This is a genomic window from Williamsia sp. R60 (genome assembly GCF_054063855.1).
Genome location: NZ_JBSSGR010000007.1, coordinates 83,734 through 104,148 on the forward strand (window position 1 = coordinate 83,734; position 20,415 = coordinate 104,148).

Sequence of the window (20,415 nt, forward strand, 5' to 3'; positions counted from 1 at the left end):
CCGCGGGGTTTCAGCGATCCAGCAACGCCTCGACGCCGTCGATGATCCGGGCGAGCCCGAACTCGAACGACCGCTCCGGACTACCGATGGACTGGTATTCCGCGCCCACTGCCGTACCGACCCGGCCGGACACCGGGTAGTCGTCTCCGTCCATCAATCGGGCAAGCACGGGCGCGTTGATCTCCCACCACTGTTCGTCTGACATCCCGGACTCGGTACGCGCCCGGGCAGCTTCGATCGACGAGCGGGCAGCGCTCTCGGTGAAGCCTGCGATGACCGCGAGCGTGGCATCCATCTCCAGATCGTCCAGACCGATCCCTTCGATGGCCGCGAGTTGCCATTCGTACCGCGCCGATGCGTGGGGTCCGATCCAGGGGCGGCTCTTCTGCACGTGCAGCAACCACGGGTGCCGGTGATACTCGTCCCATAGCTGGCGTGCGATGGCGGTCATCCGTTCGCGCAGGTCACCGCGGTGCGGCGCATAGTCGACCTCTCCTGCCACCTCATCCACCATCAGCCCGATGAGCTCGGACTTGCCCGGCACGTACGTGTACACCGACATCACGCCGAGGCCGAGGCGTTCGGCCACCTTGCGCATGGAGAACGCGGCCAACCCTTCCTCGTCCGCGGTCGCGATCCCGGCGGCGACCACCTCGTCGACACTGACCCTCTGCCGAGGGCCGCGCGTCCCCTGCGGCTCCCCCACCTTCGACCGCCACAGCAGAGTCAGGGTCCGGTCGACGTTCGGTGGTTGTTCGGCTGCGTCTTCCATCCGCCCACACTATCCCCGTGTGGTGTACGGTGAACTTTCGCACTCAACCTCGTACACCATACGAAGTAAGGATCCGATGACGTCACCTCCTTCGATTTCAGCGATCGGCCTCCACAAGCGCTACGGCGACACCCGCGCCCTCGACGGCTTCGACCTCACCGTGGAGGCCGGCACCATCCACGGCCTGCTCGGTCCCAACGGGGCCGGCAAGAGCACTGCCGTGCGGGCCCTGGCCACCCTCATCGACCTGGACGCCGGTGTCGCCACGGTGGCCGGCCACGACGTCGGCGGCGGGGCCGGTTCGGTCAGACGCGCGATCGGCCTGGTCGGGCAGAACGCGGCCGTCGACGAACTACTCACCGGACGCCAGAACCTGGTGATGTTCGGCCGCCTCTTCGGGCTCACCAAGAACAGGGCGGGCGCGCGGGCCGACGAGCTGCTCGAAGGCTTCGGCCTGACCGATGCCGCAGGACGGTCGGTCTCCAGCTACTCCGGCGGGATGCGGCGACGCCTCGACATCGCGGCAGGACTGGTCCTGACGCCTGCCGTCCTGTTCCTCGACGAACCGACCACCGGCCTGGACCCTCGCGGGCGAAATGACGTGTGGCGCACCGTCCGTGAGGTCGCGGCGGCAGGGACCACGGTGCTGCTCACCACTCAGTATCTCGACGAGGCCGACCAATTGGCCGCCCGTATCTCGGTGATGAATCACGGGCGTGTGATCGCCGAGGGCTCCCCTGACGAACTCAAGCGCCGCATCGGCGGCGATCGGGTGACCGTGACCGTGACAGCCGACGATTCGCTTGACCGGCTCACCTCCAGCCTGGCAGACGCCGTCGGAAGCCCCGCGACCTCGGTTGACGCGCACACACACTCGGCGACGTTCGAAATCGACTCCGCGGTCATCGGTTTGGCCACGGTGGTGCATGCGCTCGAGGCCGCGAGCATCACACCCATCGACCTGACACTGCGCCGACCCACACTCGACGAGGTGTTCCTGCACCTCACCGACAGCGGCAGCGGCAGCGGCACAGAATCGGGAAACCACAGCACTACGGAAACACCCCAACGGCCAACGGAAGCAACGGATCTCACCGGAGGCGACAAATGACATCGACGCAGCCCATCGCCACCACGCTGGCGCTGTTCACACACGCCTGGGTCATCACCCGACGAAACCTCGCCCACTGGGTGAAAGATCCGTGGACCCCGATCTTCGGCCTGATGTTCTCGATCATGCTGTTGCTGATCTTCGGGTTCCTGTTCGGCGGCGCAATCGAGATCCCGGGGACCGGCGGGTCCGACCGCGGTGACTACATCGACTTCCTGCTGCCCGGCATGCTGACCATGACGATGATGTTCGGCGTCGAGTCCACCACCTCGGCCATGTCCGCGGATGCCCGGAAGGGGATCACGGACAGGTTCCGATCGATGCCGATCAGCAGTTCCGCGGTCTCACTCGGGCGCGTCGGCGCCGACATGATCAACTCGGTCGTCGAGCTTGCTGTCCTGATCGTCGGAGGTCTGCTCATCGGGTGGACAATCGGTGCCGGAGTCGGTTCTGCCCTGGCCGCCGTCGCATTGCTGTTGCTCTTGCGTTTCGCGCTGCTGTGGGTGGGCATCTTCCTCGGCCTCACCTTTCACGGCAGCGCTGCGACGTCTGCCGTTCAGGTTCTGGTCTGGCCGGTGGGATTCTTGTCGACCGCGGTGGTGTCCGCGGAGACGATGCCGGGCTGGCTGGGAGCGATCGCGGCGTGGAACCCGATCTCCGCCACCGCCACCGCTGTTCGCGATCTGTGCGGGAATCCGACCGGACTCACCGAGGGGCCGTTGACCGAGTGGGCCATCCCCCTCGCTGTGGGTTGGCCACTGCTGATCAGTGCGGTGTTCATCGCTCTGTCGGCGCGGTCGTACCGGCGCCTGCGCACCTGACCGGGAACGAGCTGACTCAGGTGGCGTCCCAGCGCTCGACACCTGAGGGCGCGGGGGCGACCGTGTTGCCATCGGGTGATGACGTGGAGGTGCCTGCGCCCAGAGCCTCGGGCTTCGACGGCTCGGTACCTGCCTTGTTCAGCGAGATCACCTGTGAGTTCTCGTCTGTGGTCGGCAGTGGCTGGGAGACCGGTTTGATCTTGGCGTCGCCGGAATCGAACTTTCCGGTGAAGAAGGAATCATCACCGTCGAGGAGGTGCTTGGTGATCACCGATCGAGGGGTCATACCGCGCAGCTCGTTCAGGTCGGACAGTGGTTTGCGCAGATCGTCGAACTCGGGGCCGAGGTCTTCCTTGAGCTGCGCGGTGGCCCCGGTCGCGTAGTCACGAACCTGGCGCACCGACTTCATCGCCCAGGTCACCGCACCCGGGAGACGCTCGGGCCCGAGGATCACCAGGCCGGCGATCATCAAGATCGCGATCTCACCCCAACCAACACTGCTGAACACCGTTCCAGGTTACTGGCCTCGGCGACTCTGTCGAATCGAACGGGCTGCCAAGTCACTGTGGGCGCTCGGCAGCACAGCTGGGTCTAGTCCGCGGCGGGTGTGATGGTGCCGTCGAAGGTGCGTCCGTCGCGCCAGTACTGGAACGGCACCGGCGTGCCGATCTTCGACGTACGGACGGCCACGGTCAGCTCATCGGCATCCTCGATGACACGATCGCCGAACTTGGTGATGACGTCGCCCTCGCGGATACCGGCCGCCGCGGCAGGTGATGCCTCCACGACGTTGCGCACCTGCGCTCCGAGCACCCTGTCATTACGAACCGAACTGGCGTTGACACCGATCTGCGCGTGAACCACTCGGCCGTCCTTGATCAGGGACTGCGCGACGGGGAGGAACTCGTTGACCGGAATGGCGAAGCCCAGACCGATGGATCCGCCGCCAGGGGCCAGGCCGGCCGTGTTGATGCCGATCACCCGGCCCTGGTCGTCGACCAAGGGCCCGCCCGAGTTACCCGGGTTGATCGCGGCATCGGTCTGGATGGCATCGATGACCGCGTCGGTGTCGGACGTCTCGTCGGGCCGCAGGGGTACCGCCCGGTTGGTGGCACTGATGATCCCGCTGGTGACCGTGCGATCGAGTCCCAGCGGCGCGCCGAACGCCACCACCTCTTCGCCGATCTGGAGTTTGTCCGAGTCGCCCAGTTTGGCAACCGTCAAGTTGTCGACCCCGTCGACCTTGAGCACGGCGAGGTCGGTGCGGATGTCGCGGCCCACGATGCGAGCGGGAACGCGGGTGCGGTCGGAGAACACCACCTCGAGCTTCGCGCTGCGGTCGTTCGCCGCCATGGAGATCACGTGGTTGTTCGTGACGATATAGCCGGCCTTGTCGATCACCACACCGGATCCGGTGCCACCGCCGTTCGGCAACCGGACATCGACCATCACCACCGCTTTTTCCACTGCTTCGGCGACGCGGGCGACCTGACTACGTGGTTCGTCTTCGTTGTCGTCATCGCTGCCCGAAAGGCTGACGGTATTCGAATGAAGGGGTTCGGTGACCTCCGCGGTGACCCGGCCGACCACACCACCGATCACCCCGACCACCAGCGCGATCACGGCGAGCACGGACAGGGCCTGCCAGCTGACCTTGCGGTCGAAGAGCACTTCGCGGACCCCGAGTTTGCGTCCGGGCACCGTGGGTTCGGCAGGCGGTGGGGTGTGAACAGCAGGCGAACTCAATTGCGCCGGAGCGTCCGGGTCCCGCCAGGGGTCGGATGTGGACTCGGGTTCCTCTGATTCCCCGAAGCGGGAATCCGGGTCGCGTTGCAGGGTGCCGGCACCCTCAGGCCGAGAGAAGGCCTCGCGCAACACCGGGTCCGGGTTGGCGACCACGGGCTGCTGGGGACGACTCCGGGCATACTCCGGGGCAGCGAAGGCCCCTGTGACCCCCTCGGGCCTACCGAAGACGGCGGCCGTTCGCTCGGGAACAGGAGGATGATCGTTGGGCCGGGGCGCGAGTCGAGGTGCCTGACCGACTGTGCCGGCGGCAGGCGGAGCCGTGTAGGGATTCGATGATGGCGTGGAGCCGTGCTTGTCGGTCTCGGTCATCGGCCCGCCCGTGTCACCGGTGTCATGAAAAACTCGAACCCCTCGCTTGCGGCTGATCGCTGGAGGATCGCTCCGGCGGCGCCGGTGAGATCCTCACCGAGGCTACCTGGCACAGTCGCTAACGATCGCGTCGCCGCTGACCGCGATGAACGGGGAATCCGGGTGCGTCGAGGTGGGAATCGGCCTTGGCCTGCGTACCGGCATCACCTGCCGCGCGGAGGTCGATCTCCCGCGTCGGGATCTGATTGAGTTCGCCGAGCAGGCGGGCAGGCATCGGGATCTCGCCGGAGCGCCGGAGCGCCGACCGTGCCGCGCTCTGCGCCTCGACCTCGGCACGGCACTGGGCACACATCTCGAGATGCTGAGACGCTCGCATGTAGGCGTTCATCCGCAATTCGCCGTCGACGTAAGCAGCGACGGCCTCGGTCGCGAGGTGTTCGGTCGACAGGAACTTGCGACCACCCTGCGTGCCGGGGGCCCGATAGTTCTTGTTGGTGGTGACCATCGCCGAGGTCGGCAACCACCCCAGGACGCGGCGCCGATTGCGCATGCCCCTGGACTCGTCTCGCGCGTCCACCGTCTCGTCGGCGGAGTCGTCGGGTGTGTGGTCGCTCATCACGATCGCCCCTTCCGCTGCCGTCTACTCGATGCTGCCCGGACTCGACTCTACGGACTCGACTGTACGGACTGCGGCCATTCCACGCCGCACGAAACCCATCGAAACGGACGGATTTCCTGGAAGAAGAACGGTCAGCGCGTCGGCGGAGTTCCCATCAACGCGCCAGATGTCCGGCGACCGCGATCAGAAATCGTGAGCGAGTACCGATCGACCGGAGTGGTGGCCGCTGGCCGCGAGGTTGTCTCGGATGGCCTGGCGACCTCGGTGGATCCGGCTACGGACTGTTCCGAGTTTAACTCCGAGCGTCGCGGCGATCTCCTCGTACGACAATCCTTCGATGTCGCAGAGCACCACCGCTGCACGGAACTCCGGGGCCAACGAATCGAGGGCGGTCTGCAGGTCGGGGTCGAGGTTCGCGTCGTGGAAGATCTGCTCGGGATTGGGGTCGTTGCCCGGCACGCGCTCGTAGTCCTCGGGCAATGCCTCCATGCGGATCTTGTTGCGGCGACGCACCATGTCCAGGAACAGATTGGTGGTGATGCGGTGCAGCCAGCCCTCGAACGTTCCGGCCCGGTAACTCGACAGCGATCGGAACACCCGGATGAATGTCTCCTGGGTGAGGTCTTCGGCGTCGTGCTGATTACCGGAAAGCCGGTAGGCGAGGCGGTACACGCGGTCGGCATGTTCACGAACCAGGTCGTCCCACTCGGGCATCAGAGCCGTGTCACCGGTGGCATCGAACCGCGCCGTCCCGGACTCGGGCACCACCGCATCGACCGCGTCTTCCCGGGCGAGATCGGACTCGCCCACGACTGCGTCGGTCCCGGTGTTCTCGGCGTCTCGGTTGACATCAGCCACGGTCAGCTCCACTTTCTCCGCGGACCGTCGGTGGACGGTCATTGGTTCGCACCCTTTTAGCTGATTCGCTGAAGTATTCATACCCAGTTCGGTCAACATCAAAGCCTGCCTCGTTGTTCCCCTATGACCTTGTCCGACGGGGGTGTGCGGGCACTATGAGCGGGCTGAGTGTTACCTGAGAGTGTGGCGACCCTCGCTGCGGCAGAATCGCTGCTCAGCGCGCCTGCGACCCTATCGGTGACCCCGGCGTTAACCTCGACCCTGTGTCCGACCACAGCTCCCCCGCCGATCCAGATGCGACCGCCCCGTCCGGGGCGTCCGGTCCCGCCATCGACCCGGCCGTGCTGAGCCGCTACGCCGAATCCGCGATTGTCGAAGACGAGGCACTGCGCCTCGCTCGTGAACGTTCCGACGAGTTGGGTGCGCCGGCGATCACCCCCGCAGTCGGTGCAACCCTGTCGCTGCTGGCGCGATTGGTCGATGCGAAAGCGGTTGTCGAGGTGGGTACCGGCGCAGGTATCAGCGGGCTGTGGTTGCTCAATGGCATGCGGACCGACGGCGTCCTGACCACCATCGACGCCGAGGCCGAGTACCACCGGGCAGCGAGACTTGCCTTCACCACCGCCGGGATCAGCCCGTCGCGGACCCGGTTGATCAACGGTCGGGCAGCCGAGGTGCTCCCCCGCCTCGCCGACGCGAGCTACGACCTGGTGTTCGTCGACGGCGCGGTGACCGATCAACCGCGCTACGTCGCCGAGGGCCTGCGTCTGCTGCGCGGCGGAGGAATCCTCATCGTGCACAACGCGTCGGCCGACGGCACGGTCGCAGATCCTGCCAGCACTGACCCCGCGGCCCAGGCCGCGCGTGAGGGCGCCTTGCTGATCGCCGATGACGACACACTGCTCCCGGTGGTGATCCCGCTCGGCCGGGGCCTGCTCGCAGCGGCCAAGGCACGCACGGACCTCGGCTGAGCGGTCTGCCCCACCTGCCGAGGGTTCGCGGGAGGTCGAGTCAGTCGGCGCTGGGCGCCATCGCGGTCAACTCGGGATACTTCGGTGCGATCGTGTCGCCGGTGGAGACCCCACGGAGTCGACGGCCGACCCACGGGATCGCGTACTCGACCGTCCACTGACGGCCCTCGCGGCGCCGCTGGGTCGGCGAGACCAGTTGCGCCGGACCGAAATCCACCGGGACGAGATCGTGCTCGATGCCGAGCGCCCGCAGCACCTCGATCGCCATGTAGACGTGACCGGCCGACGACATGTGCATCCGGTCGAACTCCCACATGCGACGCTCGCGGAAGATCCGCATCCGCCAGAAGTCGACGAGCACGAGGTTGCGCTCCTCCACGACCTCGCGCAGCAACTCGTTGAAGACAGCGAACCGGCCGCGCAGTGCGCCGAAGACGGATTTCCCTCCGGTGTCGTACGCGGTGAAAGCGATCACGGTCGCGCCTGCGTCCTGGAGCCGGCCGACCGCCGCGTCGTACGACTCGATCAACGCGTCGATGTCGACGCTGGGACGAAGCAGATCGTTGGCCCCTGCGCAGATGGTCGCCAGGTCCGGTTTCATCGCCAGGGCGGGCTCGAGTTGTTCGCCGAGTACCGCGGGCAGCAGCCGTCCGCGGATCGCCAGATTCGCGTACCGGAATTCGGGGTCCTCCCTGGCCATCACCTCCGCGACCCGATCGGCCCAGCCGCGCACCCCGTTTGGGCAGCGCGGTTCGACGTCTCCCACGCCCTCGGCGAACGAATCTCCTATGGCGACAAAGCGTTTGAAGCTGGGAGACGTCTCAGACATCGGTCGAGAACCTCAGGCCACCGTCGGGGATGGTCACACCAGGCCACACACGCGCGCCACGGAGCAACTCACAGCGCGCTCCGATGTCGGCGCCGTCACCGATCACACCGTCGCGGACGAGGGCGCGGGGTCCGATGCGCGCGCCGAAACCGATGATGCTGCGTTCGATCACCGCGCCGGCCTCCACGACGGCTCCGTCGAAGATCACGGCGCCGTCGAGGCGGGCGCCCGCGCCGATCTCCGCACCGCGTCCGACCACAGTGCCGCCGATCAGAAGTGCACCCGGCCCCACGCCGGCGCCTTCGTGCACCAACGATTCGCCGCGCGGACCGGTGAGTGCGGGCGAAGGCGCGATCCCGCGGACCAGGTCGGCCGAGCCACGCACGAAGTCCTCGGGAGTTCCCATGTCGCGCCAGTAACCGGAGTCCACGTGACCCTGGACATGATGGTCGTCGGCGAGGAGTTGCGGGAACACCTCACGCTCCACCGACACAGGCCGATCGTCAGGGATGGACTCGATGACCGACCGCTTGAAGACGTAGCAGCCCGCGTTGATCTGGTCCGTCGGGGGATCCTGGGTCTTCTCGAGGAATGCGGTCACCCGGCCGGTGTCGTCGGTCGGCACACACCCGAAGGCACGTGGGTCGCCCACCCGGACCAGATGTAGGGTCACCTCCGCCCCGGAGGTTTGGTGGGTGTCGAGAACCGCTCGGACGTCGGTGCCGCACAACACATCTCCGTTGAACACGAGGATGTTCTCCGCGGTCAGCTCGGACAGCACGTTCCGGATGCCACCGCCGGTACCGAGGGGCTCGGACTCGTGGACGTACGTGATGGACAACCCCATCTTTGATCCGTCACCGAAATACTGTTCGAACACTTGGGATTTGAACGAGGTGCCGAGCACGATCCTGGTGATCCCCGCCGCGCTGATCCGCGCGAGGAGGTGGGTGAGGAACGGAAGTCCCGCAGTCGGGAGCATCGGTTTGGGGGCAGACAGGGTGAGTGGTCGCAGGCGGGTTCCCTTGCCGCCCACCAAGATCACCGCCTGGACGTCGCTGTGCCGCGCCGGGTCGTCGTTGGTCGTCTGGGCGGTGTCGATGGTGGTCACGGAGTACCTTTCGCCGATCCGGTTGGGGACTTCTCACGTCGTTGAGCTCGTTTTGCCGCAGCCACGACAACCGCCGAGCGCGCACCGAGACCGGCACGGAGTGCGAGCCGCAGGGGCGCTTGCCACCAATGCGGGTGACGGTCGGCCTGGAATCGGTAGGCACTGCGGTGGTGCGCGGGGAGCATCAGCTCGGGATTGCGACCGGCGGCGTGCCCCTTGGCATGCAGGACCTCCGCGTCTGGCACGTAAACATTGAGCCAGCCGGCGCGGCCGAGCCGGTCACCGAGGTCCACGTCTTCCATGTACATGAAGTAGCGCGAGTCGAATCCGTCGATGGCATCGAACGCGCGACGACGGAGCAGGAGACATGACCCGGACAGCCACCCGACCGGCCGTTCGGAGATGTCCTCGTCCGCCTGCCGGTAGGCGGCAGTCCACGGGTTGGACTTCCAGACCGTTCCGAGGACCGCGTGCCCTGTCCCCGACACGATGTCGGGCACTCGGCGGGCCGACGGATAGATGCTGCCGTCGGGTTCGTGGATCAGCGGTCCCAGTGCCCCGGCCTGCGGCCATCGCTCTGCTGCCTCGAGGAGTTGATCGATGGAACCGGGCCCCCACTCGACATCGGGATTGGCCACCACCACGAACTCGATGGAAGGGTCGATCTCGGCGACCGCGCGGTTGACCGCGCCTCCGTAGCCGATGTTTCCGCCCGTGTGCAGCAGCGACACGTGGTCGTACTTCTCCGCGGCCGCCTCAGGGGCGCCGTCATCGGAACCGTTGTCGGCGAGGATCACCGTCGGGAGGGTGGTCGATGCGTGTTTGAGCGTCTGGATGAAACGGGACAGATACTCGCCTGACGAGTACGTCACCGTCACCACTGCGAATCGCTCGGGAACCGGCTCAGTCGTCACCGGCTCAGCGTAACCGGAGACCACTGGGTCGCCGGGCACCCCGTGGGACAGTCCGTCGTCCGAGCTCACCGGACGTGCAGCGCCGCAGACAACGCCGAGCGCCACTCTCGCAGCGGGGTGAGACCGGCCTCCTGCCATGCCCGTCCCGACAACACCGAATACGCGGGGCGGGGCGCGGGCCGAGGAAAATCGGCCGAGGTGGTGGGCAGGACCCGGGCCGGATCGGCGCCGATCTCCGCGAAGACGGCCTGGGCCAGATCGAACCAGCTGCAGCTGCCGGCGTTCGAAGCGTGCAGCGTCGCTCCCCGGGCCCCCGAGTCGCCGTGGACGACCTGCTCGGAGAGTTCGAGCAGCCCGTCGGCCAGATCGGCGGAGTACGTCGGGGAACCGACCTGATCGGTGACCACCGAGACGGTGTCGCGCTGCGATTCCAGTCGGCGCATCGTGCTGACGAAGTCCGACGAGTCGGGCATGCCGGTGTACACCCATGCGGTGCGAACAATCGTGGCGTCGGCATCCGCCGACCGCACTGCCTTCTCCCCCGCGAGTTTGCTGATGCCGTAGACCGAGGCCGGGCCGGTGGGGTCGTCCGGTTCGAGCGGACCCGACGCAACCCCCGTGAAGACATAGTCGGTCGAGATGTGAACGAGGTGCGCACCCGTACGGGCGGTGAGCCGGGCGATCTGGCCGGGCCCCTTGCCGTTGACCGCCATCGCGGTCTCCCGGTCGTCTTCGGCGGCATCGACAGCGGTGTAGGCCGCGCAGTTGACCACCACGTCCCCCGGGCCGATGTCACCGAGTACCGACTGCACCGACTCCTCGTCGGTGATGTCCAGATCTGCCGACGTCAACGCACGTACCGCGCCCTCGGCGCGAGTACTCAACTGTTTGCCCAATTGCCCCCCGGCGCCGGTCACGATGACAGAGCGCACACCTGTACCCATGGGGTCCATCATGTCCGGTTGCGTAGGTGCTCTGCCATTCGCACGGCGAGATTCACACTCCTGCGCGTCGCGGTGGTCCGGTACACGCCGCTTCCGGCATCCCAGAGCAGAGACGGATTCGCACGTAACATTGCCACTACTTCAACAGGTGCACTCTCCCGGTGATGGGGCGTGCTCCATCCGATGCCATCCGTCCACTACCCGTTAGGAGCGCTCACCGCCGTGGACCGTCCATCTTCGGATCGACCGTCAGGCGGGCGACGCCCTAACTCCACCGGCGGCCGTCATCAGCGGCCCCTTCCAGGTGAGGGTCCCACCGGCGGGCGACGACGTCCCCGCGGCACCGAGTCGGACGTTCCCCGTAGACCTCGAGCCGATGAGACCTCACGCCGACGGGTGCCGCGTGATCCCCTGCCCCCCGACGCGCCCCGCCCCAGGCGCGGAGACGGCGCCTCCCCACCGAGCACACGGGCCGCACGGTCAGAGCGCCGGGATCAACCGGGTCGGGCACCGAGGTCCCGCGCCGACGCGGGCGGGCGGCCGCCCCGTGAACCGGCGCCGGCCTCCCCCACTCCGGCACACTCTGGGCGACCGCTGACGCGCATCATCGCGGCGGGGGTGTCGGTGCTGGTGCTGATCGCCACCGGATATGCGTGGAACCAGATGACCGACCTGGAGAACAGCATCACCAAACTGGGTGGTCTGAGCCTGGGCAGCGGTAAGGACGGAGCCGTCGACATCCTCATGGTCGGCACCGACTCGCGAACCGATGCCCAGGGCAACCCGCTGTCGGAAAAAGAACTGGCGCAACTGCACTCCGCTGACGAGGTGGCGACCAACACCGACACCATCTTGTTGATCCGCATCCCGAACGACGGGTCCTCCGCGACGGCCATGTCGATCCCCCGCGACTCATACGTCGAGGTGCCCGGCATCGGGAAGACCAAGATCAACTCGGCGTACGGCTCATCCAAAGAAGCCCGGCGCGAGGCCCTGGTCAACGACGGGATGGATCTCGAGCAGGCCGACAAGAAGTCCGTCCAGGCGGGACTCGACGCACTCATCACCACGGTCGCCGACCTGACGGGTGTCGAGGTCGACCACTATGCCGAGGTGGGGCTACTCGGCTTCGTCCTGCTGACCGACGCGGTGGGCGGTGTGGACGTGTGCCTCAAGGCGCCGGTCTCCGAACCGTTTTCCGGTGCGGACTTCCCCGCCGGCCGCCAGACACTCGACGGACCAGAGGCGCTGAGTTTCGTCCGGCAACGCCACGATCTGCCCCGCGGCGACCTCGACCGCATCGTGCGGCAGCAGGTCTTCATGGCATCGCTGGCCCAGAAGGTGCTGTCGGCAGGCACTTTGTCCAACCCCGGCAAACTCGGCGATCTCGAGAACGCGGTGTCACGTTCGGTGGTGATCGACCAGGACTGGGACATCATCAAGTTCGTGGAGCAGCTCAAGGATCTGTCCGGCGGACGCGTGCAGTTCGCGACCATCCCGGTGGTCACCGAGCAAGGCTGGAGCGACGACGGCACCCAGAGCGTGGTCGAGGTGGACCCGGCGGCCGTCAAGGCATTCACCGATGGGTTGCTCGGAGAGAAGAACGGTACGGGCGACAAGAAGTTCGTGCCGAGCCAATACACAGTGGACGTGATCAACTCGGGCACCGTCGACGGTCTGGCCACCAACGTGTCGAAGATCGTCGCATCCAAGGGGTTCCGGACCGGCGAGACCGGAAATGCCACCAACCCGTCCACCGACAGCACCGTGCTTGCCGCTGCGACCGACGACGCAGGGGCGAAAGCCGTTGCGGGCCAACTCGGCGGACTACCCGTGAAAGAGGACAAGACATTGGCACCGAACACGGTTCGGGTGATTCTCACCGACACCTACAGCGGTCCGGGCTCGATCGTCGACGACGGTCAGCAGGACAGCCAGAGCACCGAGGCGACAACGCCCCCACCGGCTCCGGCGATCACCGCCGGCGGCACCGGACCGGAGTGCGTGAATTGACAACTCTCACCGATGCCGCGCTGAACCCGGCGTTGTCCAGCGACGGCTCGCAGCCTCTGATCACCTACTACGACGACGCGACCGGCGAGCGCACCGAACTCTCCGCCATCACCGCGGCGAACTGGGCAGCCAAGACGGCCAACCTCGTGCGCGACGAGTTCGGGCTGATGCCGGGTGATGTGGTGGCGGTCGACCTGCCCGCGCACTGGCAGAGTGCCGCGGTTCTGCTCGGCGCCTGGTGGGCCGGTCTGCACGTACGGGTGGGCTACTCCGACGATGCGGCACTTGCGTTCTGCTCGATGACGTCGCTCGAGCGGGTGGAAGGTGCGCCGGAGATCGCCGTCGTCTCACTCGATCCGTTCGGTATGCCGTTGCGTGACCTGCCGATCGGGCTCACCGACTACTCGGCCTCGGTGCGCGTGCACGGGGACCAGTTCCGGCCCGGTGGACCCGGTGATCTCGCTCTCGACGACCGCACGGTAGACGAAGTGATCACCGAAGCGACGACCTTTGCCGCCGAGGCCGGAATCGTAGCCGGATCGCGCATCATGTCGAGCCGGCACTGGGACAGCGCCGACAACCTCGTGGTCAACCTGCTCGCCACCCTGGTGGCCGGCGGTTCCCTTGTGCAGGTTGCCAATCCGGATCTGGAGAAGATGGCCGCCCGAGCGAGCAGTGAGAAAGTCACCGCGACGTTGTCGTGAGCCGAGTCCGACCCCGACCCCGGCTCCGCGGGACCTCCGGGACCGATTTCGTTCAGAACAGCGTTGGCTGCGGGGTCTCGACGGCCGCAGCCTCGCGCACCGCCTCACGCAGTCCGGACTGCCGGTCGCCGCTGAGACCGTGGTGCTCGAGCATCGGATCAACCCTGTCGCGCAACCACGTTCGGTATTCCGGGGCCACGTAGGCGCCGTGACCGTAGAGCCGGCGGTACTTGCCGACCAGGGCAGGATGGTGCTCGGCGAGCCAGGACATGTACCAGCCACGGGTGGATCCGCGTAGGTGTAGTGGAAATGCGGTGACCGACGTTGCACCCACCTGTGCCAGATGTGCGAACAGGTTGTCGAGGTCTGCGCGCGAATCGCTGAGCATGGGCAGGATGGGTGAGGCCATCACGTGGCAGTCCAGGCCGGACTCACGGACAGCCTCGATAAGATCGAGGCGTGCACGGGCCGACGGCGTGCCGGGTTCGACCTGTTTGCACAGGGTCTCGTCGAGCAGCGCCAGGGAGACGCCCACCGACACCGGCACCGATTTGGCTGCTGCCGCAAGGAGTTTGAGATCGCGACGCAGCAGCGTGCCCTTGGTGAGGATCGACATCGGCGTACCCGAATCGGCGAGCGCGCGAATGATGCCGGGCATCAGCCGGTACCTGCCCTCAGCCCGGTGGTAGGGGTCGGTGTTGGTTCCCAGAGCCACGGGCTCACGCTTCCAACTCTTGCGCATCAACTCTTTCCGCAGCACTGCCGCGACATTCACCTTGACCACTATCTGGGTGTCGAAGTCACGGCCGGCATCGAGATCGAGGTATTCGTGGGTGGTACGCGCGAAACAGTAGACACATTGATGGAGGCAGCCCCTGGTGGGGTTGATGGTCCAGCGAAACGGCACCTGCGAACTCTCCGGAACCTTGTTCAGCGCGCTCTTGCACAGCACCTCGTGGAACGTGACCCCGTCGAAGTCGGGGGTGCGCACCGACCGGACCAGCCCGGCGCGACTCAGGCCGGGCAGCGCCGGAGACGGATCGCTCGCCTCTTTCTCGTCTCCGGCGTCCAGCAACTGCCCTTCCCACCGCATTCCCAGATTCGAACACGCGTTCTAATTCTTGTCAAGCCGGCCCGACCTGCCCGGGCCGTGTCCTACAGCGCGGCTGCGGGATCGGCGCGCAAGGCGCGCCTGGCAGGCAGAGCTGCGCTGAGCAGCCCAGCCAGTCCACCGACCACCACGATCACCACCATCTCGACCCACGGGAGATCGGGTATGGACACGCGGTCAGCTCCTACGATTGCGGCCGCGCCGGCCACCCCGTAGGTGGTACCGAGAGCAACTCCCGCGACCGAAGCCACCGCAGCGATGATCGTGGCCTCGCCCAGCAGCATCGCACGCACCCCCCGGCTGCTCAGACCGATCACCCGCAACAGCGCATTCTCACGTCGGCGGTCGATCACCGACAGCGCCATGGTGTTTCCCACACCGATGAGAGCAACCACCACGGCGACACCGAGCAGCGCCAAGACGATCCGCAGAACCAGCGTGAGGATCTCATCGAGCTGCTGCTGGGTCTCGACGCCACCGGAGAAGGTTGCGTCCGGTGCAGATGCGGCCACGAGATCGCGGAGGGAGTTGACCGTGTCCATGCTGTCCGTCCCGAAGGAGGACAGACGCACGGCCATCCCGGTCGGAACCGGCGCCCCGCCCACCGATGCGCGATCCGCGAAGGAACCGGCTTCGCCTTCGACCACTGTCATCGTTTTCGTGATCCCTCCGGCCAGAACGGTCACCCGCTCACCGTCCTGCACGCCCGCGAGCGCTTGATCTTCTGGTGCCAGCGCGATCTCATCCGCAGTGGGGGCACTGCCCGACCTCATCACCGCAGGCAAGGACGAGCTGTCCACGGCGGCGATGTTCAGTGCGATCCCGTTCACATCGATCTTCGTTCGGGTCAACGGGACTGCCGCGGCCACGCCCTCGGTGGTCCGGAGCGACTCGACCAGTGGAGCCGGCAGCGGCGAACCGGACGACACGATCAGATCGACCGGGTGCATGTCGGAGATCAACGTGCTCACGCTCGACCGCACCACCTGCGCGCCCACCACCATCATCGTCGTCAGGGTGATGCCGATGATGAGGGCCGACGCCGTTGCGGCCGTGCGCCGTGGAGCCCGCCCGGCGTTTGCTCCCGTCAGTTCGGCGACCGGCCCCGCGGCGGTGCGTCGGAACATCAGTGCGGCAGCCGATCCCGCTGCCCGGACGATCGGCGGCACGAGAACCACACCGGACAGCATGATCGCGAGGAACGTCGCACCGCCGCCCAATGCTGCTGCGGGAACCGATTTCTGTCCGATCCCCCAGATCAGCACAATGGTGCCGAAGAGGACCAGAGCCGTGGCGGCAGTGATCCGGAAGATGTTACGGCCGCGCGGCTCCGACGAAGCGACAGTGGTGAAGGCCGCCAGCGGGGAGACCCTTGTCGCCAGTCGCGCCGGGACGGTTGCCGCGAGCAGCGTCATCACCACGCCGAGTACGACGGGCACGAGCACGGCGGTGAACGGGATCGCCAAGTGGGTCAACGGCAACTCGGCACCGGTCATCCGGGTCACCCAGGTGGCCAGCGCGACACCTCCGATCCCGAGGATCACACCTGCCACCGAGGCCACGACACCGAGGATCAGTGCCTCCATCCGAACGCCGGACCGCACCTGGGATGCGTCTGCCCCGATGCACCGCAGCAGCGCGAGTTCCCGGGTTCGTGAGGTGATCAGTACGGCAAAGGTGTTGGCAATCACCAGACACGACACCATGGCGGTGATCGCGGCGAACACGAGCAGCACGGAGGCCAGGATCACCGACCCTCCGGTGAACTGCTGGACCACCCGGTCGGCGGCAGCCTCACCCGACATGGCCTCGGCCCCTGGGACGGTCGAGGCCACGTCGTCCACCGCAGTCATGACCGACGCCGGGTCGGTGTCCCCCGCGAACGCGAGTCTGATCACCACATCATCTCGATCATCGCTCCGCCCGGAGTCCACCGCGGACACGGCGGCGCCGGGTGCGAACAACTGCGGTACGCCTGACGTGGCGTCACCACGCTCGACCAGACCCACCACGGTGATCTCCACAGCGGTCCGGTCGGTGGCGGTGTCGACGTCCGGTCGCACGAAAAGCCGTTGTCCGACCGCGAAGTTCGAGCCTGCATATGCCAACGCCTGACGGTCGCCCTGCGGAAACACGCCGACCGTCAGTTTTTGCCATCGCAACTGCTCGTCGCCTGCCAGTGCGGTCAGCTCCACCTGCGAGTACGTCTTCGCGCCACTGGTCACGCTGACCAAGCGGTTACGGTCGACGGCAACCGCTTGTACGCCGGACACATTCGCCAGTTGCTCTCCCGTCTGATCCGCGAACTCGGACGGTACCGATACCGCCGCGTCGGTTGTCGAGAACTGAGCTGCCACCGACGCGCGCACCGATTCGGTGGACGTCGCGGTCAGTGTGAGTGTCGCGGCGACAAATGCCACACCGATGGCTACCGCCAAGACCGACGCCACATAGCGTCCCTTGTGTGCCCGCAATTGGGCCAGTGCTACTCCCCTCATCGTGGGTCACCCACAGAGACCTGATCGGTGCCATGACCACGCATCGCTGCCAGCACGGAATCTGCTGTGGGTGCGAGGATTCGGTCCACCATCCGTCCGTCGGCCATCACCAGCACCTGATCGCAATAGCTCGCGGCCACAGGGTCGTGGGTCACCATCACGATGGTCTGGCCGATGCGGCGGCTGCTGCTCTGCAGCAGCGACAGCACCTGCGCGCCCGACCTGCTGTCTAGGTTGCCGGTCGGCTCGTCGGCGAGGATGAGTCGCGGCCTGCCGAGCAACGCCCTGGCGATCGCGACGCGTTGCTGCTGCCCGCCGGACAATTCGCCCGGCTTGTGGTCCAGCCGATCCCCGATCCCCAGCACCGCCACCAGTTCGTCGAACCACAGCTCGTCGGGAGATCGCCGATCCAGGGTGAGCGGGAGCAAGATGTTGGCCCGTGCGGTCAGCACCGGCAACAGGTTGAACGATTGGAAGACAAAGCCAAGCTCTCGGCGCCGCAACCGGGTCCGCTGAGAATCGTTGCATCGCGACAGATCGGTGTCCCCGATCAACACCGTTCCCGCCGTTGCGGTATCCAGTCCCGCGAGACAGTGCATCAGCGTCGACTTGCCAGACCCCGACGGCCCCATGATGGCCGTGAACTTGCCGACGGGGATGTCCACGCTGACATCACGCAGCGCGTGAACCGCCGCATCACCGTGCCCGTATGTCTTCTGTAATGCAATGGTCCTTGCCGCGTATGGATCTGACATTGGCCCCACCTCTCGTGTCACACGCCGACTTGCGTTGTGGCACAAACCTATTTCGGATCAGGAGGTCGACACATCGACGTGCGGGCGGACATCTGCAGATCGTCGGGTCAGCCCCCGGGATGACCATCAGCACCCGGCGTGGTCCTCCAGGACGAGAAGAGGAACCTACCGGTGGAGGGTGAGGATGTCGTCGATCCCGATCATCCCGGTACGGAAGGCGAACAACACCACCTGCACACGGTCGCGTGATCCCGTCTTGGTGAGCACCCGGCCGACATGCGTCTTGACCGTGGCGAGGGACAGATGAAAGTCCGCGGCGATCTCGCCGTTGGTCATCCCGACAGCGATGGCCCGCAACACCTCTGTCTCCCGGGGGGTCAGCGGATCGACGAGGTCGGGCACCACGGTGGCGTGGCCGGCAGGTGCGGGCGGCGTCGGCATCGCGGCGGTTCCCGCCACGTGGGTCAGCAAGCGTCGGGTGGACCGCGGCGCGATCACGGCGTCACCGGCATGAACCGTTCGGATCGCGGCCAAGAGCTCTTCCGGTTGCGCGTCCTTGAGCAGGAACCCGCTGGCACCAGCGGAGATTGCGGCCAGCAGGTACTCGTCGGTGTCGAACGTCGTCAGCACCAGGACTTTCGGGATACGCTGCTGCTCCAACCCACCCGTTTCCTGCTCGGCGAGCAATTGCCTGGTGGCCGCGATGCCGTCGACGCCTGGCATCTGGACATCCATGAGCACCACGTCGGCGGGGGTTCGGCGCAGAGTCTCCACGGCTGCGGCGCCGTCGGATGCCTCGAGCACCACCGTCATGTCGGCCTGCGAATCGATGACCATTCCGAAACCCGCACGTACCAGCGCCTGGTCATCGACAAGCGCTACCCGGATCACCTCGGTCATCGAACCTCCCCGGTGGGCAGCGACGCGCGAATACGGTATCCGGGTCCGTCGTCACGGGGGCCGGCCTGCAGCGTCCCACCATGTAGTTCGGCGCGTTCGCGCATGCCCAGCAACCCCTTTCCGCCTGCCGGACGCAGCTCGCCATCACCGATGGTAGGAGCGACGCCTCGACCGTCATCGGAGACGATGATCGTCAATTCATCGATCTGCCAATGCAACCCGACTTCCGCGGAGGCTCCGAGCCCCGCGTGTTTGAGGATGTTGGTGAGCGATTCCTGCACGATTCGATAGGCGGTCAGTCCGCATCCCACCGAAACGTCGCGAGCGGAACCAAAAGAGTCCAGTCGAACCGGCAAACCCCCGGCCCGCACGGACTCGGTGAGTTCGGGGATGTCGGCGATGCCTGGCACCGCCCGTATCTCGCGTGGCCCGTCGTCACGCAGCACCCCCAGCAGCGACCGCATGTCGGCGAGGGCCTGCCGCCCGTTGTCGGCGATGGTGGCCAGCGCCTTGACAGCCTGCGCCGGATCCTGTTTCGCCGCATACCGGCCGCCATCCGCCTGCGCGATCACCACCGTCAGCGTATGAGCGATGATGTCGTGCATCTCGCGCGCAATCCGGGTGCGTTCGCCGATGGCGGCGATCTCGGCTTCCTGTGCCCGTTCGAGTTCCAGCAGGCGGGCCCGCTCACGTAGTCCCTGCACTTCCCGAAGTCGCGTGCGCCGCAACATTCCGGTGGCCCAGATGCCCACGGCGATGACACCCAGGCTCACGGCCCCAGATGCTTTGAATTCATATGCGGCCGTGTCGTCGGCTGCGGAATACAGGCGTCCCGACGACACCACGCAGCCGACGAGGCCGAGGGCCAATGCGGCTTGAGTGCCTCGCGTCGAACCGTAGGCGGCCATCGAATAGATCCCGATCACCGCGGCCACCATCACCGCTGGACTGAGTCTCTCGTCGACCGCCAGATGCGCAAAGGCCGCGGCGGCGATGACCAGACCGGAGACGTCGGGGCGGGTCCGGCGGAACGCGACGGCGACACAGACAATCGTGCCGACCGCGATACGCCACACGAGCGGTGTACCCATGTGTTCCCACAGTTCGGGAACGACGCTGAGCAACGCCAGCGCCGCGGCCAGCAGCGAGTCGAGCAGCAGCCGACGCGGTTCGGCGAAGCGGTTCCAGCGCTGCAAGATCCGCTGGAAGTCCATGCTCGTCAATCTAGCGCCCGGGCGGGTGCCCGGGCATCAGACCGCGGGAGGATTTCTGACGTGGGTCAGCGCAGTAGTGCGCGTGACATCACCACTCGCTGGATCTGGTTGGTGCCCTCATAGATCTGCGTGATCTTGGCATCGCGCATCATGCG

Annotated in this window: 20 protein-coding genes; 5 read left to right on the top strand and 15 right to left on the bottom strand. The window is 66.6% G+C overall.

Annotation, left to right across the window (positions count from 1 at the left end):
* Positions 1-10 precede the first annotated feature (10 nt).
* Positions 11-772: a TetR/AcrR family transcriptional regulator gene (locus tag ACVWY6_RS24520; RefSeq protein WP_023957782.1), complete on the bottom strand. Its 762-nt coding sequence runs from the start codon at positions 770-772 to the stop codon at positions 11-13.
* A 76-nt stretch (positions 773-848) separates the two neighbouring features.
* Between ACVWY6_RS24520 and ACVWY6_RS24525 the strand changes: the two genes are divergently transcribed.
* Complete coding sequence (locus ACVWY6_RS24525; RefSeq protein WP_457541528.1) at positions 849-1,883, top strand: ATP-binding cassette domain-containing protein; 1,035 nt, start codon at positions 849-851, stop codon at positions 1,881-1,883.
* Complete coding sequence (locus tag ACVWY6_RS24530; protein ID WP_457541530.1) at positions 1,880-2,704, top strand: ABC transporter permease; 825 nt, start codon at positions 1,880-1,882, stop codon at positions 2,702-2,704. The genes ACVWY6_RS24525 and ACVWY6_RS24530 overlap by 4 nt, the downstream gene beginning before the upstream one ends.
* 16 nt (positions 2,705-2,720) lie before the next feature.
* Here ACVWY6_RS24530 and tatB read toward each other — a convergent pair whose 3' ends face one another.
* The 4 genes from tatB to sigE form a co-directional block, all read right to left on the bottom strand.
* Positions 2,721-3,212, bottom strand: a complete 492-nt coding sequence (gene tatB, locus ACVWY6_RS24535) for a Sec-independent protein translocase protein TatB (protein ID WP_457541531.1) — start codon at positions 3,210-3,212, stop codon at positions 2,721-2,723.
* An 83-nt stretch (positions 3,213-3,295) separates the two neighbouring features.
* Positions 3,296-4,819, bottom strand: a complete 1,524-nt coding sequence (locus tag ACVWY6_RS24540; protein ID WP_457541533.1) for a trypsin-like peptidase domain-containing protein — start codon at positions 4,817-4,819, stop codon at positions 3,296-3,298.
* A gap of 118 nt (positions 4,820-4,937) precedes the next feature.
* Positions 4,938-5,435, bottom strand: a complete 498-nt coding sequence (locus ACVWY6_RS24545; RefSeq protein ID WP_084248454.1) for a zf-HC2 domain-containing protein — start codon at positions 5,433-5,435, stop codon at positions 4,938-4,940.
* A gap of 186 nt (positions 5,436-5,621) precedes the next feature.
* Complete coding sequence (gene sigE, locus ACVWY6_RS24550; RefSeq protein ID WP_457541553.1) at positions 5,622-6,248, bottom strand: RNA polymerase sigma factor SigE; 627 nt, start codon at positions 6,246-6,248, stop codon at positions 5,622-5,624.
* A 311-nt stretch (positions 6,249-6,559) separates the two neighbouring features.
* Between sigE and ACVWY6_RS24555 the strand changes: the two genes are divergently transcribed.
* Positions 6,560-7,267, top strand: coding sequence for an O-methyltransferase (locus ACVWY6_RS24555; RefSeq protein WP_023957770.1), 708 nt, complete (start codon positions 6,560-6,562; stop codon positions 7,265-7,267).
* Positions 7,268-7,307: 40 nt separating this feature from the next.
* On the opposite strand, the gene ACVWY6_RS24560 is transcribed toward ACVWY6_RS24555, so the two are convergent.
* The 4 genes from ACVWY6_RS24560 to rfbD form a co-directional block, all read right to left on the bottom strand.
* A complete protein-coding gene (locus ACVWY6_RS24560; RefSeq protein ID WP_023957767.1) occupies positions 7,308-8,096 on the bottom strand; it encodes an SGNH/GDSL hydrolase family protein in 789 nt (262 codons plus the stop codon).
* The gene (gene manB, locus ACVWY6_RS24565; protein WP_051406504.1) at positions 8,089-9,198 is read right to left on the bottom strand and encodes a mannose-1-phosphate guanylyltransferase; all 1,110 of its coding nucleotides are present in this window, start codon (positions 9,196-9,198) and stop codon (positions 8,089-8,091) included. The genes ACVWY6_RS24560 and manB overlap by 8 nt, the downstream gene beginning before the upstream one ends.
* 5 nt (positions 9,199-9,203) lie before the next feature.
* Positions 9,204-10,121 (bottom strand): glycosyltransferase family 2 protein, encoded by a 918-nt coding sequence (locus ACVWY6_RS24570; protein WP_457541536.1) that lies wholly within the window; start codon positions 10,119-10,121, stop codon positions 9,204-9,206.
* 65 nt (positions 10,122-10,186) lie between these two features.
* Positions 10,187-11,065, bottom strand: coding sequence for a dTDP-4-dehydrorhamnose reductase (rfbD, locus tag ACVWY6_RS24575; RefSeq protein ID WP_457541538.1), 879 nt, complete (start codon positions 11,063-11,065; stop codon positions 10,187-10,189).
* A 618-nt stretch (positions 11,066-11,683) separates the two neighbouring features.
* Between rfbD and ACVWY6_RS24580 the strand changes: the two genes are divergently transcribed.
* Positions 11,684-13,078 carry an LCP family protein gene (locus ACVWY6_RS24580; protein ID WP_457541540.1) on the top strand — a complete coding sequence of 465 codons (1,395 nt, stop codon included), beginning with the start codon at positions 11,684-11,686 and terminating at the stop codon, positions 13,076-13,078.
* On the top strand, positions 13,075-13,782 hold the full coding sequence (locus ACVWY6_RS24585) for a TIGR03089 family protein (RefSeq protein ID WP_457541555.1): 708 nt from the start codon (positions 13,075-13,077) through the stop codon (positions 13,780-13,782). Before ACVWY6_RS24580 ends, ACVWY6_RS24585 begins: the two co-directional genes overlap by 4 nt.
* Before the next feature lie 52 nt (positions 13,783-13,834).
* On the opposite strand, the gene ACVWY6_RS24590 is transcribed toward ACVWY6_RS24585, so the two are convergent.
* The 6 genes from ACVWY6_RS24590 to ACVWY6_RS24615 form a co-directional block, all read right to left on the bottom strand.
* Positions 13,835-14,875 carry an Rv2578c family radical SAM protein gene (locus ACVWY6_RS24590; RefSeq protein WP_062800171.1) on the bottom strand — a complete coding sequence of 347 codons (1,041 nt, stop codon included), beginning with the start codon at positions 14,873-14,875 and terminating at the stop codon, positions 13,835-13,837.
* 62 nt (positions 14,876-14,937) lie between these two features.
* Positions 14,938-17,391 (bottom strand): FtsX-like permease family protein, encoded by a 2,454-nt coding sequence (locus tag ACVWY6_RS24595; protein ID WP_457541542.1) that lies wholly within the window; start codon positions 17,389-17,391, stop codon positions 14,938-14,940.
* Positions 17,388-18,146 (bottom strand): ABC transporter ATP-binding protein, encoded by a 759-nt coding sequence (locus ACVWY6_RS24600; RefSeq protein WP_062800167.1) that lies wholly within the window; start codon positions 18,144-18,146, stop codon positions 17,388-17,390. The genes ACVWY6_RS24595 and ACVWY6_RS24600 overlap by 4 nt, the downstream gene beginning before the upstream one ends.
* 165 nt (positions 18,147-18,311) lie before the next feature.
* On the bottom strand, positions 18,312-19,046 hold the full coding sequence (locus ACVWY6_RS24605; RefSeq protein ID WP_457541544.1) for a response regulator transcription factor: 735 nt from the start codon (positions 19,044-19,046) through the stop codon (positions 18,312-18,314).
* Positions 19,043-20,260 carry a sensor histidine kinase gene (locus tag ACVWY6_RS24610; protein WP_457541546.1) on the bottom strand — a complete coding sequence of 406 codons (1,218 nt, stop codon included), beginning with the start codon at positions 20,258-20,260 and terminating at the stop codon, positions 19,043-19,045. The genes ACVWY6_RS24605 and ACVWY6_RS24610 overlap by 4 nt, the downstream gene beginning before the upstream one ends.
* Positions 20,261-20,325: 65 nt before the next feature.
* Positions 20,326-20,415: acyl-CoA dehydrogenase family protein (locus ACVWY6_RS24615; protein ID WP_457541557.1), on the bottom strand; the 90-nt coding region annotated here is incomplete at its 5' end.

Coding starts and splice junctions, on each gene's coding strand:
- ACVWY6_RS24605 (WP_457541544.1), bottom strand. CDS start 19,046: ATGACCGAGGTGATCCGGGTAGCGCTTGTCGATGACCAGGCGCTGGTA.
- ACVWY6_RS24590 (WP_062800171.1), bottom strand. CDS start 14,875: ATGCGGTGGGAAGGGCAGTTGCTGGACGCCGGAGACGAGAAAGAGGCG.
- ACVWY6_RS24520 (WP_023957782.1), bottom strand. CDS start 772: ATGGAAGACGCAGCCGAACAACCACCGAACGTCGACCGGACCCTGACT.
- ACVWY6_RS24610 (WP_457541546.1), bottom strand. CDS start 20,260: ATGGACTTCCAGCGGATCTTGCAGCGCTGGAACCGCTTCGCCGAACCG.
- ACVWY6_RS24540 (WP_457541533.1), bottom strand. CDS start 4,819: ATGACCGAGACCGACAAGCACGGCTCCACGCCATCATCGAATCCCTAC.
- ACVWY6_RS24525 (WP_457541528.1), top strand. CDS start 849: ATGACGTCACCTCCTTCGATTTCAGCGATCGGCCTCCACAAGCGCTAC.
- rfbD (WP_457541538.1), bottom strand. CDS start 11,065: ATGGGTACAGGTGTGCGCTCTGTCATCGTGACCGGCGCCGGGGGGCAA.
- ACVWY6_RS24545 (WP_084248454.1), bottom strand. CDS start 5,435: ATGAGCGACCACACACCCGACGACTCCGCCGACGAGACGGTGGACGCG.
- ACVWY6_RS24530 (WP_457541530.1), top strand. CDS start 1,880: ATGACATCGACGCAGCCCATCGCCACCACGCTGGCGCTGTTCACACAC.
- ACVWY6_RS24595 (WP_457541542.1), bottom strand. CDS start 17,391: ATGAGGGGAGTAGCACTGGCCCAATTGCGGGCACACAAGGGACGCTAT.
- ACVWY6_RS24560 (WP_023957767.1), bottom strand. CDS start 8,096: ATGTCTGAGACGTCTCCCAGCTTCAAACGCTTTGTCGCCATAGGAGAT.
- ACVWY6_RS24600 (WP_062800167.1), bottom strand. CDS start 18,146: ATGTCAGATCCATACGCGGCAAGGACCATTGCATTACAGAAGACATAC.